Genomic DNA, 21767 nt, shown 5'->3' on the forward strand with positions numbered 1-21767 from the left:
CTGCTGTGCAACCCAGCCGTAAGCCACCGCCAGAACCATCAGGCCCAGGCCAAGAAGCCGATCACCCAGGCCTGTCATTTCAGCAGTCCTATTTCGCGGGACAGGTTCTCGATGTCCTGTACCTGTTGCTCGACAAAGCTGTCGAACTCATCTGCAGGCGGATGGAACGGGATGAGACCATTGGCCTTCATCACCTTTTTCCACTCCTCACTGGCATACAGGGTATCGACGGTCTCGACCCAAAACGCCTTGGACTCACTGGAAGCACCCTTGGGCATGTAAAAACCGCGCCAGTTCGGGCCAACGGCGTCAACGCCCTGCTCTTTTGCGGTCGGAATATCGGAAAATTCACCCGGCAGGCGCTCGTCGGCCAGCACGGCCAGAACACGAAGGTCGCCCGACGACAGGAAACCGGTGACTTCGGAGATATCACCGGTGAAGGCGTCGACCTGGCCACCGACCACCTGGGTCATGGCCTCACCACCGTTATTGTAGGAAAGGTACGGAATGGCGGGCAGTCGATCGGCGCCGGCGGCCTTCGCGGTGATCAGCACCTTCAGATGATCCCAGCCACCCCGGGCACTGCCGCCCGCGAACTTGACGGATTTCGGATTCTGCTTGATGGCATCGAGCAGTTGATTCAGGTTCTCATACTGTGAGTCCTTGCCTACGGCAATGACGCCGTAATCCGCGCCCAGTGCGCCAATCCAGGTCACCATATCGGCATCCAGCCCGGGGAACTGTTTCTGGGCGAGACGGGTGGTGGTTGCCGTTGATGCGGCGACGATCAGCTTGTCATCTTCCGCTCGTTTGCTGACCGTGTGAGCATAGGCAACACCGCCGCCAGCACCGGCCATATTGATGGTCTGTACGGTGCCATCAACCAGGCCAAGGTCCCTCATTACATTACCAGCGCTGCGACAGGTAAAGTCCCAGCCGCCACCCGGGTCGGACGGGGCGATGCATTCCACTTTTCCGGAGGGTTGCCATGCCATGGCATTAAGGCTGAAAGCCGCTGCCGCGATAAACGACAAGCTTCGTTTGAGAGTCATGATTGTCACCTCTGTCTTGTTTTTGTGATCGCTTCCAGGGTACGGGCCCGCGTTCAGGGCCAACGTGAAGCGCTACCGGACTGAGGTTAAAGATTCACCACTGAGGCCAGAAGTTTGTGCGCGTAATGCCTTTAAAGAAACTAAAGGGCGTTTCGTTCATAAAATTTACGGGCAATCGTAAAGCGGGTGTTTTAACCTGACCCCATAACGACAACAAACCAATCACTGCTGACAACGTGTTCCGAAAAACCAAACTGAAAACCCGAATGATCCTCACGCTCGGATTCGTCAGCGCAGCGCAGACGATCCTCATAGGCGTGTTCGCCGGCTATTACCTCAGCGACTCCCTGTTTGATGAAATCGGACAACGGGCTCTCATGGTGTCGAAGACCGTCGCGGCAGCCCCCTCGGTGATCGAGGGCGTACACGAGCGTGATATTGAAGGGCTGAACCGGCTGGCAAATCGACTGACCCGCACCAACGAAGCTTTGTTCATCGTCATTGGTGACCACCAGGGCATACGCCTGGCACACCCCTCCCCTGATCGCATTGGCCACTCCATGGCCGACGATGACGGTGACCTGGGCCGGCGTGCCCTGGTTGATGGCAAGGCCTATGTGGCAAGGGCCACGGGCAGCCTCGGCGAGTCCATGCGTGGCAAGGCCCCGGTGATCGAGCCAGAAACTGGCGAGATCATCGGCATTGTCTCCGTGGGATACGGAGTTGACCAGGTGGATGCCACCATCAAACGCTACAGCTTCGTACTGTATACCGTGGTTGGCCTTACCCTGCTGGTCAGCATACTCATCGCGATGGTGATCGCCGGGCGCTTCAAGCGCGCCATTTTCGGCCTGGAACCCGAGGAAATCGCACGCCTGTTCCAGGAGCGGGACGCCACCTTGCAGTCCGTTCGGGAGGGCATCATCGCCATCAACCGCGACGGTGTAATCACGACCTTCAACCGCACCGCCCTGGAAACCCTGGGTATCGACCCCGACACGCCGCTGTCAGGCCGTCCCATTCTCGATGTTCTGCCCGAAAGTGACCTGCTGTCGGTACTAGAATCCGGCACGCCGGACTTCGACCGCGAGGTCTGGCTGAGAAACCGACAGATGATCGTCAACCGGTTACCTGTTCGCCAGGGCGCTGAGATTACCGGTGTTGTGGCCAGTTTCAGGCTGAAGGACGAGGTGGATCAGGTCAGCCGGCAACTGACTCGCATACAACAATACGCAGATACCTTGCGAAGCCAGACTCACGAATACTCGAATAAGCTCCACACCATCGCGGGCCTGATCCAGATTGAAGCCTATGACGACGCGTTGAATCTGATCGGCAGCGAAGTCAGCGACCATCAGGCACTGATTCACCTGCTTCTGGAAGCCGTCCCCGATCCGGTTATCGCCGGTTGCCTTATGGGCAAGTACAATCGCGCCCGGGAGATGGGGCTGGGCTTACAGATCGATGCCGAAAGCCGCATGGTGGACATACCCGCCGACATGCCGCGGGATCAGTTGGTGAGTGTCCTCGGCAACCTCATCGACAACGCCCTCGAGGCGACCCTTCATCAAACGGGCGAAGGAGGACGGGTTCAGCTATCCATGACAGACTTGGGGCATGAACTGATCTTTGAGGTTGAAGATCAGGGGCCCGGTATCCCGGAAGAATCTCAACAGAAGATCTTCGAGAAAGGCGTAACCACCAAGCCGGGCGCTGAAGAACACGGTTATGGCCTGCACCTGGTGCGTCAGTTCCTGAATCGCTGGGGCGGCTCCATCACGGTGGAGAATCTACCGGGCGTGGGCTCGCGATTTACCCTTTACCTTCCGAAAACCAGTCAGGGGAGTGACAGCCATTGAATACCCTTCGGATCCTGATTGTTGAGGACGACCGGCAGATCGCCGAAATCCAGCGCCGGTTTGTTGAACGACTCGAGGATGTGGAGCTTTGCGGCATTGCCCACAGCCTGGGGGATGCACGCGACCTTATCGACGTTATGGCCCCACACCTGATCCTGCTGGATATCTATTTTCCCGACGGCAATGGTCTGGATCTGCTGCGGGAACTCCGGGCGCGGGATAGCAGCAGTGACGTTATTCTTATTACCGCCGCCAAGGAAGTGGAACCGCTCAAGAGCGCCCTGCGCGGCGGCGTCTTCGACTACATCCTCAAGCCCCTGGTTTTCGAACGCCTTGAGGAAGCCGTCAACCGTTACCGCGACCACTTGCGGCAACTGTCTGGCCTGGTGCAAATCGCCCAGAAAGAAGTCGATGCCCTGCTGCCCAGAGGGTCAAGCGAAGCCAGTCAGCCCGCACCCACAGACAGACTGCCCAAGGGCATCGATAGCATCACATTGGATAAAATTCGCGAGGTGGTTTCATCCGGCCAGTGGAGTGCCGAGGAAGTCGGCCAGGCCATGGGCGCGTCACGAACGACAGCGCGACGCTACCTGGAATTCCTCGTTGGCCGGGGGGAGTTAACCGCGGAAGTTACCTACGGCAGCGTCGGTCGACCGGAACGGCGGTATCGCGTCTGAACCCCTGCCTTTAGGGTCAATCCCGGAACTGAGACTTGTCCAGCCCGTACTTCTTCATTTTGTCGTACAGCGTCTTACGGGCAATGCCTAGCTGGACCATGGTGTCCTTAATGCTGCCATGGCAGGCATTGAGCGCACTGACGACGGCGGAACGTTCAAAGTCGTCCATCATCTCGGACAGAGTCTGGCGCCCGGACACATTGGCGGTGACGGAGGAATCGTTTTCGTCCAACGCCGCTGGCCCCAGCAGAACGTAGCGCTCGGCCAGGTTCCTTAACTCCCGCACATTCCCCGGCCAGCTATGCTGCATCAGACGCGCGGCCTGGCTGGCATCCAGCGGGATGCTTTCGCGGTCGTAGCGGGCTGCCGCAATCAGCACAAAATGGTGAAACAGTACGGGAATATCGTCCTTGCGTTCACGCAGTGGCGGAATATCCAGCTTCACCACGTTCAGCCGGTAGTACAGGTCAGCACGGAACTCGCCTTCGTCGCTGAGCTGCTTCAAGTCAGCCTTGGTGGCGGCGATAATGCGAACATCCACATTCTGCACCTGATTGCTGCCCAGGCGCTCCACACGCTGTTCTTCGAGCACCCTCAGCAGCTTTACCTGCAGGGCCATGGGCATGCTTTCCAGCTCATCCAGGAACAGAGTGCCCTTGTGCGCATACTCGATTTTTCCGATGCGGCGCTTTTCCGCACCGGTAAAGGCACCGGCTTCGTGACCGAAAAGCTCGCTCTCGATCAGATTCTCGGGCACAGCACCACAGTTGATAGCAACGAAGTTGTGAGCGCTTCGGGGGCTGTTCTCGTGGATATAGCGGGCCAAGGCATCCTTCCCCGAACCGGTCTCACCGTGCAACAGGATATTGGCGGAGATATCCAGTACCGGGTCGATGGTCGCCATCACTTTCTGCATACCGGCTGAATCCCCCAGGATTCGGGGGCCTGGCCGGGCCAGATGCTTCAGCTGGGCCTTCAGCCGCCGGTTTTCCAGCGCGAGGTGGCGCTTTTCCAATGCATGGCGAAGCAGCTCCAGAAGCTCGTCGTGATCAAAGGGTTTTTCGATGAAATCATAGGCGCCCTGCTGCATCGCGGTGACGGCCGTGCTGATATCGCCCTGCCCGGTCAGGATGATCACCGGGATGGTTTCATCCATGGCGCGAATCCTGTCGAGCATTTCCAGGCCATCCATTCCCGGCATGTTGTAGTCACATAGCACGACGCCCTCATAGTCCTGTGAGATGCTCTCAAGACCAGACCGCGCGTCCTCGAAACACGCAATGGAAAGGTCTTCCAGGGTAAGGGTTTGCGCGATGGCCTGGCGGATGTGCGGGTCATCGTCCACAAAAATTACCGATGCGTCTGTCATTCGGTGGCCTCCCGCTTTCTGAGTGTCAATACGAACTCCGCGCCCGGTCCGTCGCTCCGGTTACGCCCCGTCAGGCTGCCGCCCAGCGCGTCCACGATCTGCCGGGATATCGAAAGGCCCAGCCCGAGCCCCTGCTTTACCGATTTGGTGGTGAAAAAAGGCTCGAAGATCCGCTCCGTACTGCCCGGCAGGCCGGAACCGTTATCCCGCACAAGGCAATACCAATGCCCGTCATCTTCTTCCACATCAATGGTGATCTCCGGCCGTTCGCTGCTTTCGACTGCCTGAATAGCGTTCGCCACCAGGTTCACCATAACCTGTTCGATCCGGATCAGATCTCCATGGCACTGTACCGGTTGTTCCGGGCGGTGCCATTGAATGGAGATATCGGATCGGCTCTCCTGCGCCGCCATTATCTTTAGGGCACCGTCGACCGATTGCCGCAAATCAACCAGTGCCGGTGGCCCTTCCGATTTGCGGGCAAACACCTTGAACTGGCGGGTAAGCTCCGCCATTTTGTCACACAGGGTGATGATCTCTGAAAGGTTGGCATCCACCGTCTCCGTCGCCCCTTTCTCAAGGAACCGACGACTGTTGCGGGCATAGGTCTGAATCGCCGTGAGCGGCTGGTTAATTTCATGGTTCAGGCCTGCAGACATCTGACCAAGCACGGCAAGCTTGGCTGCCTGGATCAACTCATGCTGGGTTTCCCGGAGCTCATCGCGGGTTTTCTCCCGCTCGCGGATTTCATCCAGAAGTTGCTGGTTGGAACGCTCAAGCTCCGCCGTTCTGCTGGCGACGCTGAGCTCAAGCTGCTCTCCCCTGTGTGCCAGTTCAGCCTCCCGCCGATAGCGTTCCCGCAAATACAGCGAGGCGAGCAAGCCGACCACGAAAATCGCCACGCCCACCGCCGCAAACCCGAGCCGACTCCACAGCACAGTGCGGGTACTGACCATCACCTGAAGCGTCCAGTCCAGGCGTGGCAGGGGTGTAAGCACCCTGAGGTATTCGCGGCTTTCTCCATCGTTGTGGATACGCATGGTCCCTGCCCTGTCGGAAAGCCCCCAGGGTGATCCCAGGCTGTCGAAATCAATCGGCGAAAGCTCACGGTCAGGGTAACGCTGGCGAGACTGCTCACTGGGAGCGCCGCCGCTGTCACCGGTAAAGTTCCGGTACAGCCACTCGCTCTTGCTGGACAGGAAACTGATGCCAGCGTCGTCCAACACGACCATTTCCGAATCCCTCAATGAGGCGGGGCGACGCCACTGTGATTCCAGTTCATGCACCAGCACTTTCATGGCGATAACACCCAGAATCTCGCCGCTGTCATCACGGACAGGATGGGAGAAATACAGCCCGCGGACATCGGAGGTGACGCCCAGGGCAAAATAGATGGCGGAATCCCCGCTCGCCATGGCGTCCTGAAAATAGGGCCTGAAATCAAAGTTGCGGCCCACAAAGCTGTCCCTGCGCAGATAGTTGTTAGCCGCAATAGTGGTTCCGGAGGCATCCATAAGATAGACATCCGAACTGCCGACGATGGTCGCCATTCGCTGCATCTGGTCGTTAGCCCGCAGAAGTGTACCTGGGTCACCCGGTGATGCCAGGGCTTCTGCCAACAACGGATGCTCGGCCATCAACTCGGGGATGGGCACATACCGGTTAAGCTCATTGGCCACAAGTTGGCGATAACGAAACGACTCTTCCACGCTCTCCTGTTCAACCTGCCGGTAGCCATACCAGCCACCCAACATCCATGAGAAGGCCAGAGTCACCAGAAAAACAAGAAACGCGATAATCCGGTAGGACATACACTCCGGTTCCTGAAAAACCGTTGAAAGCCGCTAGAGTATAGCCCTGTCCGGGCCAGGGCAATCGAGTTTCAACTCGACCGCCCTGGCCCGGACACTCCAGCCGCTGCTGTTCAGGTGCTCGCCGGACGCAGTTTGCTCTGACGCTGCGCCAGGAACGCAACCACCGCCAGAGCAATACCGCTGAGGTCTGTCCATAAACCGCCTTCGATCATCAGCAACGCCGCACCGATCAGCAGAAGACGGGTGATCACACCGGCGGAGGCCCGTGCAAACCAGCCCAGCACACCACCGGACAGCATATACACTCCGAACAGAGCGGTGATCAGTGCTCGGGCGATATCAAACCAGCCGGCATCCATCAGCAAGGCGCCGTTGTAGAAAAACATGAATGGCACGATGAACGCTGCAATACCAATTCGGAACGAGGCCACGGAGGTCTCCATCGCATTGGCGCCCGAAATCCCGGCAGCCGCATAGGAGGCCAGTGCAACCGGCGGGGTAATGGCTGACACCACCGCAAAATAGAACACGAAGAAGTGTGCTGTAAGCGGCTCGATGCCCAACTGAACCAGGCCCGGGGCGACCACCGACGCGGCAACTGCGTATGCGGCGGTAGTTGGCATGCCCATACCCAACAGGATCGAGATGAACATGGCGAAGATCAGCGCCAGCAATTGGCTGGCCTCGGCCACGTCCAGCAGCAACACGGAAAACCGCGCTCCAACACCGGTCAGGGAAATGACGCCCACAATCACACCGGCCGCCGCACATACCACAATGATCTGGATGGCCATGTACGACGCAATTTCCAGCGCCTCAAGGATCTTCCGTATGCCCATTTTGTTGGGCGAGAACCAACTGACAACTGCGGCAGACACGGTGGCAAGCGTACCGGCCCGGATCACTGAGTAGCCCATGAAGAGCGCCACAATCAGAATAATAATGGGCACAAACAGGTAGCACTGCTTCACCATGGTCTTGAGCTTGGGCAACTCATCCTCGCGCATGCCACGCATGCCGGTCTTCGCCGCCTCAAAGTCCACCATGAAATAGACCGAGGCGAAGTAAAGGATGGCCGGGATGATCGCCGCAATGGCAATCTCGGTATAAGGAATGCCGGTAATCTCAGCCATGATGAAGGCGCCCGCCCCCATAATCGGTGGCATGATTTGCCCACCGGTAGAGGCTGCCGCTTCCACGGCCCCTGCCGACCGTTTGCTGTAACCCACCTTTTTCATCAGCGGAATGGTCAAGGAGCCGGTGGAGACCACGTTGCCAGCGCTGGTTCCGTTGATCATACCCATCAGGCCGGAGGCAAAAATCGACACCTTGGCCGGGCCACCCCGGGTGCGACCCGCCGCGGCGAAGGCGAAGTTCACGAAATAATCGCCCACTTTTGACGCCTGCAGGAAGGCGGCGAAGACGATAAACAGGATGATATAGGTCGACGACACGGCGGTGGTCGGGCCGAGGATACCAGCGTCGGTATACACCTGACTGAAGAAGCGCTGAACCGATAAACCAGGATAACCCAGGAAGCCAGGCAGGTAGGGCCCAAGGAAGACATATACCAGGAAGACCAGCCCGATAATGACCAGAGCCAGACCTGCCACCCGGCGAGTCAGCTCCATGATCAGGGCTGTGCCGGCAATGGCCGCGAATGAAATGCCGACCGGCGCAAACGAGGTGCCCGTGGACATGCGCATGGAGGTGTTATAAACCACCAGAAAATAGGCAGCGACCGCCACCGAACACACAATCAGCACCAGATCCGGCACACTGAAGCGGGAGCGCTCGCGCTGGTGAAACCAGCTCATCACGATACCGATCGCACTGGCGGCCAACAGCGGCCAGCCGAAATGCCAGGTTTCGAGGTCAACTGGAACTCTCTGGGTGCCATCCAGGATCATCTGGTGGAATGAAAATGTCTGGTACAGCGCGTATAGGGCCGGCACCAGAGCCACGGCACCAATCCATGTTGTCCAGCGATGGCGTGCGGGACCGTCTTCGGCGGAGACAAAACGGGCACCGGCAAACAGGATGAAGCCCAACACCAGGGCCCCCGCAATGTGGACAATCCGGAAAGACCAGGTTTCCAGCGGCGCAATGTTCAAGCTGTAAAGATGAAACGACGAGTAGGCGATGGCCAGTAACGTCACGAGTTTCAGCATACCGCCTTCAAACAGGCGGCGATTGGCCTCAACCGGCTCTTCATCGACATCGTGGGCCAGGACGTGGTCATCGCCAATGTCGTTCACCGGGTGTTCTTCGGGGTGTTGCTTGTCAGTCATGATAGACCCTGCTCACGGGGAAACGGGGCCGGCGGTTCGCCGGCTTTGCTCAGGAGGGCCACCACCGCGACCCTCCTGAGCACACGATGGTTACTGATTGATCTTGCTGTCTTCGATCGTGTAGCCGTTTTCGTTGAACCAACGAGCTGCGCCAGGATGCCAGGGCAAGACGTTGTTCTTCGTGTAGTTTTCCGGAATGGAGTTTTTGGCGGCCTTGTGGATGGACACCATCTTGTCGTTGTTCTCCATGGTCAGCTTGGTAATTTCATACACAAAGCTCTCCGGCATGTCGCAGTTGACCATGGCGAAGTTCCACATGGAGACCACGCGGGACGGCTCATTCAGGGACTGGTAGGTGCTGGCTGGAATGGTGAATTCCGATACCGGGAAATTCGCAGTCACCTTCTTGGCCTCTTCATCCGTCATGCCGATGATGGTCACATCGGTCTGCACTTCCAACTGGCTGACGGCCGGGATAGGAATACCGGCGGCAAAGGCCACCACGTCAATCAGACCATCCTGCAACTGCCCGCCCAAGTCAGACCAGCTACCGTTGCGGCGTTCAAAATTGACGCCCAGGGTTTCCATGATGCGGGGGAAATAGGTGTCGGATGTGGAGCCGGCCGGCCCGAATCCGATGGTGGCGCCATCGGGAATATCAGAGATAGACGTAATGCCGGAACTGGAAAGTGCGGTGACGGAAAACGGCGTTTCATACATGGGAAACATCGCGCACACATTGTCCATTTTCATGCCCGGTGCCAGTGGGCTGTTACCGTCGATGGACTCCTGCGCCGGCCCCATGGTGGTCAGCCCGAACTTCAGATCGCCAGTATGAACCAGCGCCATATTCTGCATCGGACCACCGGTAATTTCAGCACCACCGGATACGCCCAGGTTCTCGGCGACAAAGTTTGCCCATCCGGACCCATACGCAAAGTAGGTTCCCCCCTGACTTGCGGTACCGACCGTGAAGTTATCCGGCCAATCAGACCGGTCCTGAGCAATGGCGGGACTGGTGGCGGCAAACGTTGAGACAAATGCCATGGCAAAGACGGATTGGGTTTTCATAGAGAATGCTCCCGTTTCGTTGTGTTTGTTGGGTGCTAGAACGGAGCCCAGCAGGTTCCGGTTGGACACTTACAGCAACGAACAACAGCAACTAGCAGGCCAGATACGGCAACTAATTGATCTTACAAATATTTCATTAATAAAGCCGGGGCAGATCAAGCAGTAGCGGGTAACATTCCACCCATTTCCAGGAAGGTAATGGGTGGAGATCCACCCATATTGCACGACAAAAACCGTGTGATCAGGCTTTACCCTGTTTACTGGAACTCGAGTAGTTCTCCCAAACCAGGATCGCCGCAGCCAGATCTTCCAGCGAAACACCCACGGATTTGAACAGGGTAATGGCATCATCACCGTTGCGGCCAGCATGGGTACCACTTGCCAGTTCAGACAACTCCGCCTGAATCTTGTCCATGGCAAAAACGCCATCGTTCACAGCAAAGTGCAGATCTCCCGCTTCGCCTCTAGCGCCGGCATAAGAGTCAACAAAGACATCAGAACGAGCAACGCATTCGCTGTCGGTCTCCCGCATATTCTTTCGGAATGCCCCAACCAGATCCAGATGCGTTCCGGGTTTCAACCATTCACCCTGAATCATGGGCTGGGTTGAGAGCGTCGCCGCACTGACGATGTCCGCCTCTGGAACCACCGAGGCCAGGTTGTCGGTAGCGGTAACGGACTCAAATGCCGCCTGCCCTTTACGGTAACCCGAGTACGACCGGGCCAGATCCTCAGCTTTGCTCAGGTTGCGACCATACACCACGACCCGGCGAATCGGCCGCACCGACGCATGGGCTTCAATCAACATTGGCGCCAGCTTGCCAGTGCCCACGACAACCAGGGTCTCGGCATCTTCGCGGGCCAGGTAGCGGGCTGCCAGGGCGGAGGCCGCGGCAGTGCGCCGACGGGTCAGCTCACTACCATCAATACAGGCCAGGGGCTGGCCCGTGGCGCCATCGCTCAGCAGGTAAACGCCGCTGATCGCGGGCATGCCGCGATTCGCATTCTGGGGGAAAACGTTCACCATCTTCACCCCAAGATAGCCCGGCTGTTTACCCTGATCTTCCCACGCCGGCATCAGCAGCATCGTAGCCTCCCCGTCCTGACGCTCAACGGCATGATGGTGGCGAGGTGGTGTTACGATGCCGCCAGCGAAAGCACGTTCCAACTGGTCGACGAGCGCATTCCAGGGCAGGTTTTCGGCGACGATTTCAGGGTCGAGTATTTGCATACTTTGAGCTCCCGTTCAGGGTGCCTACAGAGAAAGGCGCCCGTGATGCATGGTTTACAAGGGCGAACACCCAGCCACTTTCTTATGTGACAGCAAGCGGTTACCACCGTCCCTGCAAAGTTGCTACGACCCGTCTACCGCCGGCCCGGTCCCGGTGTTCGCACAGATAGATCCCCTGCCAGGTGCCCAGGGCAAGGTGTCCTTCGTTCACGGGAATGGTCAGTGAGGGGCCGACCAGAACACTTTTTATATGAGCCGGCATGTCGTCCGGGCCTTCCATGGTGTGCTCATAGTGGGGCGCATTCTCGGGCACCATCACATTGAAATGGCGCTCCAGATCGCCGCGCACGTCCGGGTCGGCGTTCTCGTTAATGGCCAGGGAGGCCGACGTGTGTTGGATAAACAGGTGTAAAAGCCCCACCTGACAGTTCTGCAGGGCCGGCGCCTGGGCCAGGATTTCATTGGTTACCAGGTGAAAGCCCCTGGGTTGGGGCTTCAGTTCGATAAAGGTCTGATCCCAGATCATGTCCAACCTCGTTTCTATTTCTGCCGGTCGTCCCAGGGATGGACGGGCACCACGTCGTCGCCCACATCTCCTTCATAGCTGCTGCGGAAATAGTCCATTGCCTTCTCCGCCTCGCTGAGTTCGTCAAATCGGGCAATGTGGTAGATCGCCTCGCCCTCGTTTACCAGCGGCAGGTTATTCACACAAATAACAATGCCGGAACAGGGTGATGTCACTGCGGTTTCCGACTCGCCGAACGGGTCGGCTACCATGGCCAGTCTCTGACCTTTACGGACTTTCTGGCCAAGACTGGCAACCGGGCGCATGATGCCATCGGTGTCCGTTCGCACCCACTGCGAGTTTGCCGCCGTTTCCGAGCGTTTCCTCGGGGCCTTGGGGCCTTTCTTGGCGGGAATCATCTCCAGTTCCCGCATCACCCGGATGACCCCTTTCACGCCGCTGGAAATCACCACATCGTCAAATCGCAGGGCCTCCCCGCCCTCGAAGGTGACCACCGGAATATCCTGGGAATCAGCGTAGGCGCGAAGGCTGCCCTCCCGCAGGCTGGCGTTGATGATAATGGGCGCACCAAAGGCCTCAGCCATACGGATGGTTTCCGGGTTTTTGAGCTCCGCGCGAATCTGCGGCAAATTGAACCGGTGTATGGCGCCCGTATGCAGGTCAATAATGTGGGAGACATTCTCCATGATCTGCGTGCGCAACAGGTAGGCAATGCGACCACCGAGGGAGCCGGTTTCGCTGCCCGGGAAGCAACGGTTCAAATCCCGGCGGTCCGGAAGGTAACGGGTGCGCTGGACAAACCCGAAAATATTCACGATGGGAACCGCCACTAACGTCCCCCGCAAATGCCGCAGGGCGGAGTTGGTCAGCACCCTGCGCACAATCTCGACACCGTTGATTTCATCCCCGTGTATCGCTCCGCAAACCATCAGTACCGGCCCGCTTCGACGCCCATGAACCACTTCAACGGGAATATGCAGTGGCGTGTGGGTATATAGTTTGGCAACCGGAATCTCAACAGTCTGTCGAGTGCCGGCCTTGACCTCGTGACCGGCGATAACAAACGGCGCCCGAGCAGCCATATCAGCCTCTCCCCTTGGTGCGGGTTTTCCAGGGCTTCTGGTTTTTCTCGGTCCAGTTGATGATCATGCCGGCCACGTTCTTGCTGGTGGCATTTTCAATACCTTCCAGGCCCGGTGAGGAGTTCACTTCCATAACCAGGGGCCCGCGGCTGGAACGCAGCAGATCCACACCGGCCACGTTCAGGCCCATGGATTTTGCAGCCGTGATCGCCGTTTTGCGCTCTTCGGGGGTGATCCTCACCAGAGAGGCAGTACCGCCCCGGTGCAGGTTGGAACGGAACTCTCCTTCCCCACCCTGACGTTTCATCGCCGCAATCACCTTGTCACCAATCACGAAACAGCGGATATCGGCGCCACCGGCTTCCTTGATGAATTCCTGCACGAGAATGTCCGCTTTCAGGCCCATGAAAGCCTCAATGACACTTTCCGCCGCTTTGCGGGTTTCGGCCAGCACCACGCCAATGCCCTGGGTGCCCTGCAGCAGTTTAATAACGACGGGAGCACCGCCCACCATCTGCAGCAGTTCCGGCACGTTGTCCGGCTTGTTGGCGAAGCCGGTCACCGGCATGCCAACGCCCTTTCGGGCCAGCAACTGCAATGAACGCAGCTTGTCCCGAGAGCGGGTAATGGCCACGGACTCATTGACGGGGAAAACGCCCATCATCTCGAACTGCCGCAACACGGCCGTCCCGTAGAAGGTCACCGACGCGCCAATACGGGGGATCACCACATCGAAATCTTCCAGGACTTCCTCGTGGTAGTGAATGCGAGGGTCCGCGGACGTGATGTTCATGGAGCAGTGCAGGCAATCGATCACCTTCACTTCGTGGCCCCGATTGATCCCTTCCTCCACCAGACGACGAGTTGAGTAGAGATGACGGTTACGCGACAGAATCGCAATTTTCATGTTTTCGTCCTTAGGGCCGGCTCGCCGGCAAGATAGGAACATTCAGGAAGAACAATGGCGCGCCTGGCCATTGCCGTTCGACCAAGCAGCATACGGAAACGCATGGAGTCACGATTGGTCAATGTCATTTCGATGGGCCACTCGATGTTGCCGAGCACCAACCGGGTTTCGATCACCAGGCGCAGTTCTTTATGACCACCGGAGTCCGAGACGTTGCGCTCATCCAGAACCGCCGCATCGCACTCCACCACGTGATGTAGATCGTTCTGAACCGGGTGCACCCAAAAGCGGACCCGGCGCTGACCGCTCTCTGTGTAGGGTTCGGTACGGAAGGTATGCAGACAAGAGGTGCGGGCACCGGTATCCACTTTCGCCTTGATCCGGGAAATGTCGAACTCCGGCAGGGCAACCCACTCGCGCCAGCCCAATGCCAGCTTTCCGTCTGTGTCCGGCACCGGGCCGGCTTTCGAGGCATCATCCATTCTGGTCGGCATCCGGGCCTCCCTTGTTGGTTGTGGTTTCCGGCCGAAGCAGCTCCACCCGGAAGGGCTCGGAATGGCTTCCGGCATAAATGCTCGTATGAGGGAAGGGTATTTCAACGCCCTCCTCATCAAGCGTTTTCTTGATGGCCACCATCATCTGGCTACGACCCTCCAACACTTTGTTGCTGGGCACCCAGAACGAGAACTGCAGGTCCACTGAGGATGGACCAAACCCGGTGACCAGTACAAATGCCTTCGGCTCTTCCAGACTCGCACTGTTCTGTCTCGCGAGCTCAAGAAGCAGTTTTTCAACCCGCTCCACATCCTCGGCGTAGGCAATGCCCACCGTCAGATCCATACGACGGATGGGAAAGCGTGAGCGGTTGACCACGCGGGTCTTGATCAGGGTTTCATTGGGAATACGCACATACAGGTTGTCCGGCGTGCGCAACTTCACACTTAGCATATCAATGGAAACCACCTCGCCAATGGTGTTCTCCACTTCAATAAAGTTACCTATTTCAAATGGCTTCTCCACCAGCAGGAACAGACCGCTGATCATATTGGAGGCGGACGTCTGGGAGGCGAAACCAATAGCAACCGTCAGTATACCGGCGGCACCGAGCACCACGTCGAGAGAGAAGCCGGCTTCACGCAAGGCGGCGACGAAGAATATGGCCAGCACGATGTAGAAAACCAGCCGCCTCAACATCACCGTGTGGTGCCGTGACGCACGGTCCTCCATGAAGCGGGTAACTCCACGGGCCGCAAATGAAGCCAGCACAATGCCAAGAATCAACAGGAACAGGGTGCTGATCCACTTGCCCCAGGCAATGGCACCAAAAAACTGCATCAGGCTGCTTTCAAACTGCTCAATCAAGGAGGTAACTCCGTTTACGGATTCGATGTCGACAATTGGCCGATGATATCAGCCAAATATACGGTCGTAGGCTCGTACCAACCCGCCACGGGAGGTTTGTTCCCGCGCCGGCGAAATAAGCTCGCACTGCCCGGCAGCAGCAATAAGCGACTGGTCAATCTTCAGGCGTGCTGAGTTCATATCGGTTTCGCAGGTCACCGTCACACGCGGTGTCCATAGCTGCCCCTTGTCATTGCGATGAAGGGACAGCAACGGGGTGGGCAGATTGAACCGCTCCAGCAACAGCGGTTCCTGTCGTTCATTGACGATCCGCACCGGGGTAATCGCCCGCCAGGGACGTTTGGGCACAGCTTCGAGCACCAGGCGCGCAAACGTGGCGGCGGAGTAGCACAGCTCGCCTTCCATGGTGGTTCTTCCCACCCAGGTCAACGACGGATCTGCCAGCGGCAGTTCCATCAGGTGCGTGCCTTTGCTTCCAGCCTGGATTCGCATCCACAGGAGGGTGCCCACGTAAATGGTGCACTCACTCTCGGCGGGGATGGTCAGCGGCTGATAGGGACGTATCACCGTAGCAAGGCTGGACATCGCTGGCAGGTAGCAAACCTGACTGCCATCATCCGGCCGTACGAACCGATGAACCTCCAGATCCGCATCGGGTAGCGTGTGGGTTACCCTTTGCTGCCAACGCTCCTGATTGTCGTCTTCGGGCATACGCTGGTAGCGGATCAGCCATTCCTGATCCAGCAGGGTTATCCAGATTCGGGTGTGGCTGAGTTCGTGGTATTGCGTCTGCCCGGGTTCCAATGTGTAAGGCGTTGCCCAGTGGCCATCCTGCATCGTTCGCTGTGTGTCCAGACTCGTCGTCATTCCGGCCCTTTGTCCATAAATTCTTCCATTAACTATAATCCAATCAGCACGTTCCAGCGAATATCCATCCGTAACTGTCGATCCGCCATCAAACTCAGGAAGCTCAATGACTCAGCTCGTATGGTTCCGAAACGACCTGCGCGTTGCCGACAACGCTGCCCTTACGGCAGCCTGCAAGCAACAGCAACCGGTGCAGGCCTGTTTTATCGTAACCCCGGCTCAGTGGCAGGAGCATGATTGGTCTCCGGCGCGGGTTCAATTTGTGCTGGACCACGCCAATGCGCTGTCGGAAGAACTGGCGAAATTAGGCATACCCCTATCATTCATGACCGCAACCACGTTCGCCGAGAGCGTTGAAAAACTGGAAAAATTCTGCCGGCGCGAGAGTATCCGGCATGTGCATTTCAATGAGGAATACGGAGTTAACGAAAGGCGCCGCGACAAGGCCGTAAAACACACCCTTGATGATATTGGCGTGGCGGTGAATAAATACCGGGACCAGACGGTAGCGCCTGTTGGCACCATCCTTACTCAACAGGGTGAGCCCTATTCCGTGTTCACCCCGTTTTCCCGTCGGTGGCGAAGCTGGGTTGATGAGGCGCAGCCAACCCTCTTTCCCGTTCCCAAGCCCGTCGGCGAGCCTGTTAAGCCTCTTTATTATGTAGGCCTGCCAAAATGCTTCGATAATCCACCACCCCGGCTTGTTGAAACGGGCGAGGACGCCGCCCACCAGCAACTGGAACAGTTCCTCGACGACCACGGCGGGGACTATAAGGATCTGCGCGACCTGCCATCCGTAGATGGTACCAGCCTGCTCTCCCCTTACCTGGCCAACGGGGTGCTTTCCGGCAAACAGTGCCTGATTGCCGCCCGCCAGCAGCAAGGTATGGGAGGCAACCAGGAAGGCCTGGCCACCTGGACCAATGAAATTGCCTGGCGGGATTTCTACATCAATATCCTTTACCACTACCCCAGGATTAGTATGCACCGGGCGTTCAAACCGGAGACCGAGGCCCTGCAATGGAATACACCCGGCGAGAACTTCGAAGCCTGGAAATCGGGCAACACCGGCATCCCCATTGTCGACGCCGCCATGCGCCAACTGAACCAGACCGGCTGGATGCACAACCGGCTGCGCATGATCACGGCGATGTTTCTCACCAAAAACCTGTTCATCGACTGGCGACTGGGTGAGGCCTATTTCATGTCAAAACTGGTGGACGGCTTCCTGGCCTCCAACAACGGGGGCTGGCAATGGAGCGCCTCCACCGGCACCGATGCGGCGCCGTATTTTCGGGTATTCAATCCGGCCACTCAGAGTGAGCGGTTTGATCCGGATGGCGAATTCATCCGCAAATACGTTCCCGAGATCGCAAAGCTGGACAATAAACGGATTCACCAACCCTGGGCCGGTGGTGTGATTCCCGGTGGGTATCCACGACCTATCGTTGACCTGAAAGAAAGCAGGAAAGAGGCAATTTCAAAGTTTCAGGCCCTGAAAAATTAAAGCGCCGGCTTCGTCGTTGGGAGGAAACGGCCGGCTGGGGGAAGGCTCTGCCAAAACACGCTGTGAATACGTCCATGTACGCTCGGCTCCGCCATCCATGGCTCCGCACGGTTTTGGCAGAGCCTTCCCCCAGCCCGCCTTATGCTGACTCTCTGCTTTTGCAGACTGGACATTCTGGGTCTCTGGCGAGTTTCATTTCCCGCCATTCCATTTGCCAGACGTCAAGAATGAGCAGGCGCCCAATCAACGGTTTGCCGACACCGGTGATGACTTTCACGGCTTCCATTGCCTGGGAAGCGCCGATCATGCCAACGAGGGGGCCGATAACACCAGCTTCGGAACAGGTCAGGTCTTCGTTGCCCTGTTCTGAGTAAAGACAGTGGTAACAGGGACTGCTGTCATCGCGGACGTCATAAACCGACAGTTGCCCTTCCCCACGAATGGCTGCGCCAGATACCAGTGGGACGCGGGCAGCAACACACGCGCGGTTGAGGGCGAAGCGGGTATTGAAGTTGTCGGTGCAGTCGACCACCAGGGTCGCCGAGTTTACCTGCCGCTGAAGTTCATCGCCTTCCAGGCGTTCAGTAAGGGTTGCCACCGACACATCGGGGTTTATGCGCCTAACGCGGTCAGCCAGATGTTCGGCTTTGGATTCACCCAGGTCGGACTGTTCGAATGCGATCTGGCGCTGCAGATTGGCGATCTCGATCTGGTCGTCGTCGACCAGCGTCATGTGCCCAATCCCGGCGGCCCCGAGGTAGAGGGCTACTGGGCAACCCAAACCGCCAGCACCGACCACCAGCACTCTTGCGGACTTGAGCTTGGCCTGGCCTGCGATATCAAACCGGGGCATCAGGATCTGGCGACTGTAGCGCAGCAGTTCCTCATCGTTCAGCATCTTGTTTTCTCCCAAGGGTGAAGCGGTCACGCCGGCCGTAGTCCTGGCGGGTTTCCACACAGGCCAATCCCGCATCGGTAAAAAGCTGCCGCACTGCCGCTCCCTGTTCATAGCCGTGTTCCAGTATCAACCAGCCCCCAAGCGAGAGCCAAGCGGGGGCTTCGGCGGTTATCCGCCGGATATCGTCGAGGCCGTCATCGCCGGCCACCAGGGCCGACGCCGGTTCGAAGCGCACATCGCCCTCTCCCAGGTGGACATCATTCCCTGCGATGTACGGTGGATTGGAAACGATGAGATCAAAAGCAACTGATGGTAAACCCTCAAACCAGTTGCTTTGCCGCACCGTCACCGGTAGGCCCAACCGGTCGGCGTTGTCGGTCGCCAGGTCTACTGCTTCCCGGACGGCGTCACAGGCGGAAACCCGCCAGCCGGGTCGCTCGCTGGTCAGAGCCAGTGCGATGGCACCCGTGCCGGTACCAAGATCCAGCACATTGGCATTTCTCGGTAGATCCAGCGCCAGCGCTGCCTCCACCAGGCATTCAGTATCCGGGCGGGGAATCAGTGTGGATGGATTGACCTTCAGCGGGAGTGACCAGAATTCCTGTTCACCCAGCAGGTGTGCAATCGGGTGGCCTTCACAGCGTCGTTCCACAAGGGTTCTGAAGCGGTCGACCAGGGCCACGTCCACCTCACGCTCGGGCCAGGCCCGGAAAGTGGTTCGGGACCAACCCGTCACATAACCCAGTAGTAGCTCAGCATCGAGGCGCGGAGAATCACCGCCAATAAGCCCGGCAGCTTCTGTCAGCAACGCCTCACAGGCCAGGGGTTTGTCAATCATCAGCCAGGGAGGCCAACAGATCGGCCTGGTGTTCCTGCTGCAAAGGCATGATGACGGCATCAAGATCACCGGAGATAACCTCATCCAGCTTGTACAGCGTCAGGTTGATGCGGTGGTCGGTCACCCGCCCCTGGGGGAAGTTATAGGTGCGGATTCGCTCTGAGCGATCGCCACTGCCCACCAGGCTCTTGCGGGTGGCCGCCATGGTTTTCTGCTGGCGTTCAATTTCCTCATTCTGGAGGCGCGATGCCAGGAAACTCATCGCTTTGGCCCGATTCTTGTGCTGGGAACGTTCTTCCTGACACTCCACAACAATGCCCGTGGGAATATGGGTAATACGAATCGCCGAATCAGTCTTGTTGACGTGCTGACCGCCGGCGCCAGAAGCTCGGAAGGTATCCACCCGCAGGTCGGACTTGTTGATTTCAACGGCCTCGGTTTCATCCGCCTCCGGCATCACCGCTACCGTGCAGGCGGAGGTGTGAATTCGGCCCTGGGATTCGGTCTCCGGCACCCGCTGTACCCGGTGGGCACCGGATTCAAACTTCAGTGCCCCATAGACCGCACTACCAGCAATGCGGGCAATGATTTCCTTGTAACCGCCGTGCTCACCATCGTTGGCGCTGATAACCTCAACCTGCCAGCGCTGGCGTTCGGCATAACGCATGTACATCTTGAACAGGTCACCGGCGAAAATCGCCGCCTCATCGCCCCCGGTGCCGGCACGAACCTCCAGGAATACGTTCTTGCCATCGTTGGGGTCCTTGGGCAGCATCAGGCGCTGGAGCTCTTCGTCCAGTTCCTCGCTCTTCTGTTCCGCCAGGCCCAACTCCTCTTCCGCCATGGCTCGCATGTCGGCGTCACCGTCGCGGGCCAGTTCAGTGGCTTCCTTAACATCGTCACGGGATTTCTGCCATGCCTGGAAGCAGTAAACGATGGGTTCAATCTCGGCAAATTCCCGGGACAGGTCGCGGAATTTATCCTGGTTGGCAATAGTACCCTGATCGCTCAGCAACGCGCTGACTTCCTCGAAGCGGTCAACAAGCTGCTCGAGGCGGGACTGAATCGATGACTTCATAGTTTTTCCGGGGTGATGGGCGCGTCGGCATCCAGCACATCAAGCTGATGCAGCTCTCTGAGCCATTGAGTGACTTCGGTTCTGCCCTCCGTGGTGGCCTTGCGGACCTGGATGGACGGCTCGTGCAGTAATTTGTTGGTCAACCCCCGGGCCATGCTTCGCATCACGGTTTCGGGGTCTGCGCCATTACGCAGGGCGCGAATGGCCTTTTCGGTCTCCCCGTCTCTCAGGGCTTCGGCCCGCTGACGGAACTGCTTGAGGGTGGAGACAGCATCCAGGGCCCGTAGCTGGCTCAAGAACTGCTGTACGCCATCAGCAACCATGTTCTCGGCTTCCCGCGCGGCGCCCTCTCGGGAACGAACGTTCTCCTCGATAACCTGCCGCAAGTCGTCAACGGTGTAGAGATAGACATCAGCCAGGGAACCCACCTCGGGTTCGATATCCCTGGGAACGGCGATATCCACCATGAAATAGGGGCGATGCTTGCGCTTTTTAAGCGCACGCTCCACGGCGCCCTTGCCAAGGATAGGCAACGGGCTGGCAGTGGAGGAAATGATGATGTCCACGTTTGCCAGGTGTTCTGGAATGTCGGAGAGCATAATGCCCTGCCCGCCACGGGAGTCCGCCAGCGCCTGGGCACGTTCCAGGGTACGATTGGCGACCAGGAAGTTTTTCACGCCAGCGTCGGCCAGATGCCTCGCGACCAGCTCAATGGTTTTGCCGGCGCCAATCAGCAAGGCTCGATTGCGGGACATATCCGCGAAGATGTGGTGCGCCATGCTGACCGCAGCGTAGGCCACCGACACCGGGTTTTCGCCAATAGCAGTCTGCGTGCGCACCCGCTTGGCGACGGAGAACGTATGTTCGAACAGACGGGACAGGAACGCACCGCTCGCCTCATGCTCGCGAGCGAGGGCATAGGCGTCCTTGAGCTGGCCGAGAATTTGCGGCTCTCCAAGCACCATGGAGTCCAGCCCCGACGCAACCCGCATGATGTGGCGCACGGCGTCTGAGTCCCGATGTACGTAGAGCACGTCTTCCAGGTCTGCCGCCTCCATGTCATGAAACCCCGCCAACCACCGCAATACCGCCGGGGCACAGTCGTCATCTCCGGCCAGATACAGTTCGGTGCGGTTGCAGGTAGACAGGATCGCCGCCTCGCTGGCGCCGGAAGTGGCACGCAGTTCGGCAAACGCCTCGGCCATACGCTCGGGCGTGAACGCGACGCGCTCACGCAACTCTACCGGTGCGGTGCGATGATTGATTCCGAGGGTGACCAGTGCCATATCGGGGTTAGACTGCCTTATCTTTGACGACGGTTCGATACCGCCATTTTAA

The 21767-nt window shown here is 58.2% G+C and carries 19 protein-coding genes; 3 read left to right on the forward strand and 16 right to left on the reverse strand.

From position 1 onward, the window contains the following. Positions 1 to 74 precede the first annotated feature (74 nt). Complete coding sequence (locus B3M52_RS12965; protein ID WP_036204065.1) at positions 75 to 1052, reverse strand: Bug family tripartite tricarboxylate transporter substrate binding protein; 978 nt, start codon at positions 1050 to 1052, stop codon at positions 75 to 77. Between the two features lie 266 nt (positions 1053 to 1318). Between B3M52_RS12965 and B3M52_RS12970 the strand changes: the two genes are divergently transcribed. Together B3M52_RS12970 and B3M52_RS12975 are read left to right on the forward strand one after the other, a co-directional pair. Further along, on the forward strand, positions 1319 to 2911 hold the full coding sequence (locus B3M52_RS12970) for an ATP-binding protein (protein WP_075195995.1): 1593 nt from the start codon (positions 1319 to 1321) through the stop codon (positions 2909 to 2911). Then, entirely contained in the window at positions 2908 to 3588 is a 681-nt protein-coding gene (locus tag B3M52_RS12975) for a response regulator (RefSeq protein WP_075195996.1), read from the forward strand. Before B3M52_RS12970 ends, B3M52_RS12975 begins: the two co-directional genes overlap by 4 nt. A 16-nt stretch (positions 3589 to 3604) precedes the next feature. Here the strand turns inward: B3M52_RS12975 and B3M52_RS12980 are convergent, their stop codons facing one another. The 11 genes from B3M52_RS12980 to B3M52_RS13030 all read right to left on the reverse strand — a co-directional run bounded on the left by B3M52_RS12980 (position 3605) and on the right by B3M52_RS13030 (position 16108). After that, on the reverse strand, positions 3605 to 4957 hold the full coding sequence (locus B3M52_RS12980; protein WP_075195997.1) for a sigma-54-dependent transcriptional regulator: 1353 nt from the start codon (positions 4955 to 4957) through the stop codon (positions 3605 to 3607). Next, on the reverse strand, positions 4954 to 6768 hold the full coding sequence (locus B3M52_RS12985) for a sensor histidine kinase (RefSeq protein WP_075195998.1): 1815 nt from the start codon (positions 6766 to 6768) through the stop codon (positions 4954 to 4956). Before B3M52_RS12985 ends, B3M52_RS12980 begins: the two co-directional genes overlap by 4 nt. A gap of 113 nt (positions 6769 to 6881) precedes the next feature. Further along, a complete protein-coding gene (locus tag B3M52_RS12990; protein WP_075195999.1) occupies positions 6882 to 9062 on the reverse strand; it encodes a TRAP transporter permease in 2181 nt (726 codons plus the stop codon). Between the two features lie 90 nt (positions 9063 to 9152). After that, positions 9153 to 10133: a TAXI family TRAP transporter solute-binding subunit gene (locus tag B3M52_RS12995; protein WP_036204049.1), complete on the reverse strand. Its 981-nt coding sequence runs from the start codon at positions 10131 to 10133 to the stop codon at positions 9153 to 9155. Positions 10134 to 10374: 241 nt separating this feature from the next. Then, positions 10375 to 11364: an ornithine cyclodeaminase family protein gene (locus tag B3M52_RS13000; RefSeq protein WP_075196000.1), complete on the reverse strand. Its 990-nt coding sequence runs from the start codon at positions 11362 to 11364 to the stop codon at positions 10375 to 10377. A gap of 100 nt (positions 11365 to 11464) precedes the next feature. Beyond that, on the reverse strand, positions 11465 to 11890 hold the full coding sequence (locus B3M52_RS13005; RefSeq protein ID WP_075196001.1) for a secondary thiamine-phosphate synthase enzyme YjbQ: 426 nt from the start codon (positions 11888 to 11890) through the stop codon (positions 11465 to 11467). Positions 11891 to 11904: 14 nt separating this feature from the next. Continuing rightward, the gene (locus tag B3M52_RS13010; protein WP_036204041.1) at positions 11905 to 12972 is read right to left on the reverse strand and encodes a succinylglutamate desuccinylase/aspartoacylase family protein; all 1068 of its coding nucleotides are present in this window, start codon (positions 12970 to 12972) and stop codon (positions 11905 to 11907) included. Between the two features lies 1 nt (position 12973). After that, positions 12974 to 13879 carry a 30S ribosomal protein S6--L-glutamate ligase gene (rimK, locus tag B3M52_RS13015; RefSeq protein WP_036204038.1) on the reverse strand — a complete coding sequence of 302 codons (906 nt, stop codon included), beginning with the start codon at positions 13877 to 13879 and terminating at the stop codon, positions 12974 to 12976. Beyond that, positions 13876 to 14361, reverse strand: coding sequence for an ATP-dependent zinc protease (locus tag B3M52_RS13020; protein ID WP_087148985.1), 486 nt, complete (start codon positions 14359 to 14361; stop codon positions 13876 to 13878). The genes rimK and B3M52_RS13020 overlap by 4 nt, the downstream gene beginning before the upstream one ends. Further along, complete coding sequence (locus B3M52_RS13025) at positions 14354 to 15214, reverse strand: mechanosensitive ion channel family protein (RefSeq protein ID WP_041336562.1); 861 nt, start codon at positions 15212 to 15214, stop codon at positions 14354 to 14356. The genes B3M52_RS13020 and B3M52_RS13025 overlap by 8 nt, the downstream gene beginning before the upstream one ends. A gap of 75 nt (positions 15215 to 15289) precedes the next feature. Then, a complete protein-coding gene (locus B3M52_RS13030; RefSeq protein WP_036204032.1) occupies positions 15290 to 16108 on the reverse strand; it encodes a hypothetical protein in 819 nt (272 codons plus the stop codon). Positions 16109 to 16214: 106 nt separating this feature from the next. Here B3M52_RS13030 and phrB point away from each other — a divergent pair, with 106 nt between their 5' ends. Beyond that, a complete protein-coding gene (gene phrB / locus B3M52_RS13035) occupies positions 16215 to 17615 on the forward strand; it encodes a deoxyribodipyrimidine photo-lyase (protein ID WP_075196002.1) in 1401 nt (466 codons plus the stop codon). 139 nt (positions 17616 to 17754) lie between these two features. Here the strand turns inward: phrB and B3M52_RS13040 are convergent, their stop codons facing one another. Genes B3M52_RS13040 through hemA form a run of 4 tightly spaced genes read right to left on the reverse strand, consistent with a single transcriptional unit; the run spans position 17755 to position 21715 of the window. Then, positions 17755 to 18513, reverse strand: a complete 759-nt coding sequence (locus B3M52_RS13040; RefSeq protein ID WP_075196003.1) for a HesA/MoeB/ThiF family protein — start codon at positions 18511 to 18513, stop codon at positions 17755 to 17757. Further along, positions 18500 to 19351: a peptide chain release factor N(5)-glutamine methyltransferase gene (gene prmC / locus B3M52_RS13045; protein WP_075196004.1), complete on the reverse strand. Its 852-nt coding sequence runs from the start codon at positions 19349 to 19351 to the stop codon at positions 18500 to 18502. The genes B3M52_RS13040 and prmC overlap by 14 nt, the downstream gene beginning before the upstream one ends. Next, positions 19344 to 20429 carry a peptide chain release factor 1 gene (gene prfA / locus B3M52_RS13050; RefSeq protein ID WP_075196005.1) on the reverse strand — a complete coding sequence of 362 codons (1086 nt, stop codon included), beginning with the start codon at positions 20427 to 20429 and terminating at the stop codon, positions 19344 to 19346. Before prfA ends, prmC begins: the two co-directional genes overlap by 8 nt. Beyond that, complete coding sequence (hemA, locus tag B3M52_RS13055; RefSeq protein ID WP_007155284.1) at positions 20426 to 21715, reverse strand: glutamyl-tRNA reductase; 1290 nt, start codon at positions 21713 to 21715, stop codon at positions 20426 to 20428. Before hemA ends, prfA begins: the two co-directional genes overlap by 4 nt. Positions 21716 to 21767 lie beyond the last annotated feature (52 nt).

Origin of the sequence: Marinobacter sp. UBA2688 (assembly GCF_002352785.1) — a bacterium.
In the GTDB taxonomy this organism is placed as follows: domain Bacteria; phylum Pseudomonadota; class Gammaproteobacteria; order Pseudomonadales; family Oleiphilaceae; genus Marinobacter; species Marinobacter salarius.

Excerpts from the sequence above, each read along its gene's own strand:
- B3M52_RS12965 (WP_036204065.1), bottom strand. The coding sequence starts at position 1,052 with ATGACTCTCAAACGAAGCTTGTCGTTTATCGCGGCAGCGGCTTTCAGC.
- phrB (WP_075196002.1), top strand. The coding sequence starts at position 16,215 with ATGACTCAGCTCGTATGGTTCCGAAACGACCTGCGCGTTGCCGACAAC.
- B3M52_RS13025 (WP_041336562.1), bottom strand. The coding sequence starts at position 15,214 with ATGCAGTTTTTTGGTGCCATTGCCTGGGGCAAGTGGATCAGCACCCTG.
- rimK (WP_036204038.1), bottom strand. The coding sequence starts at position 13,879 with ATGAAAATTGCGATTCTGTCGCGTAACCGTCATCTCTACTCAACTCGT.
- B3M52_RS13030 (WP_036204032.1), bottom strand. The coding sequence starts at position 16,108 with ATGACGACGAGTCTGGACACACAGCGAACGATGCAGGATGGCCACTGG.
- B3M52_RS13000 (WP_075196000.1), bottom strand. The coding sequence starts at position 11,364 with ATGCAAATACTCGACCCTGAAATCGTCGCCGAAAACCTGCCCTGGAAT.
- B3M52_RS13020 (WP_087148985.1), bottom strand. The coding sequence starts at position 14,361 with ATGGATGATGCCTCGAAAGCCGGCCCGGTGCCGGACACAGACGGAAAG.
- B3M52_RS12995 (WP_036204049.1), bottom strand. The coding sequence starts at position 10,133 with ATGAAAACCCAATCCGTCTTTGCCATGGCATTTGTCTCAACGTTTGCC.
- B3M52_RS13005 (WP_075196001.1), bottom strand. The coding sequence starts at position 11,890 with ATGATCTGGGATCAGACCTTTATCGAACTGAAGCCCCAACCCAGGGGC.
- B3M52_RS13010 (WP_036204041.1), bottom strand. The coding sequence starts at position 12,972 with ATGGCTGCTCGGGCGCCGTTTGTTATCGCCGGTCACGAGGTCAAGGCC.
- B3M52_RS12990 (WP_075195999.1), bottom strand. The coding sequence starts at position 9,062 with ATGACTGACAAGCAACACCCCGAAGAACACCCGGTGAACGACATTGGC.
- hemA (WP_007155284.1), bottom strand. The coding sequence starts at position 21,715 with ATGGCACTGGTCACCCTCGGAATCAATCATCGCACCGCACCGGTAGAG.
- B3M52_RS13040 (WP_075196003.1), bottom strand. The coding sequence starts at position 18,513 with ATGCTGAACGATGAGGAACTGCTGCGCTACAGTCGCCAGATCCTGATG.
- prfA (WP_075196005.1), bottom strand. The coding sequence starts at position 20,429 with ATGAAGTCATCGATTCAGTCCCGCCTCGAGCAGCTTGTTGACCGCTTC.
- B3M52_RS12970 (WP_075195995.1), top strand. The coding sequence starts at position 1,319 with ATGATCCTCACGCTCGGATTCGTCAGCGCAGCGCAGACGATCCTCATA.
- B3M52_RS12980 (WP_075195997.1), bottom strand. The coding sequence starts at position 4,957 with ATGACAGACGCATCGGTAATTTTTGTGGACGATGACCCGCACATCCGC.
- prmC (WP_075196004.1), bottom strand. The coding sequence starts at position 19,351 with ATGATTGACAAACCCCTGGCCTGTGAGGCGTTGCTGACAGAAGCTGCC.
- B3M52_RS12985 (WP_075195998.1), bottom strand. The coding sequence starts at position 6,768 with ATGTCCTACCGGATTATCGCGTTTCTTGTTTTTCTGGTGACTCTGGCC.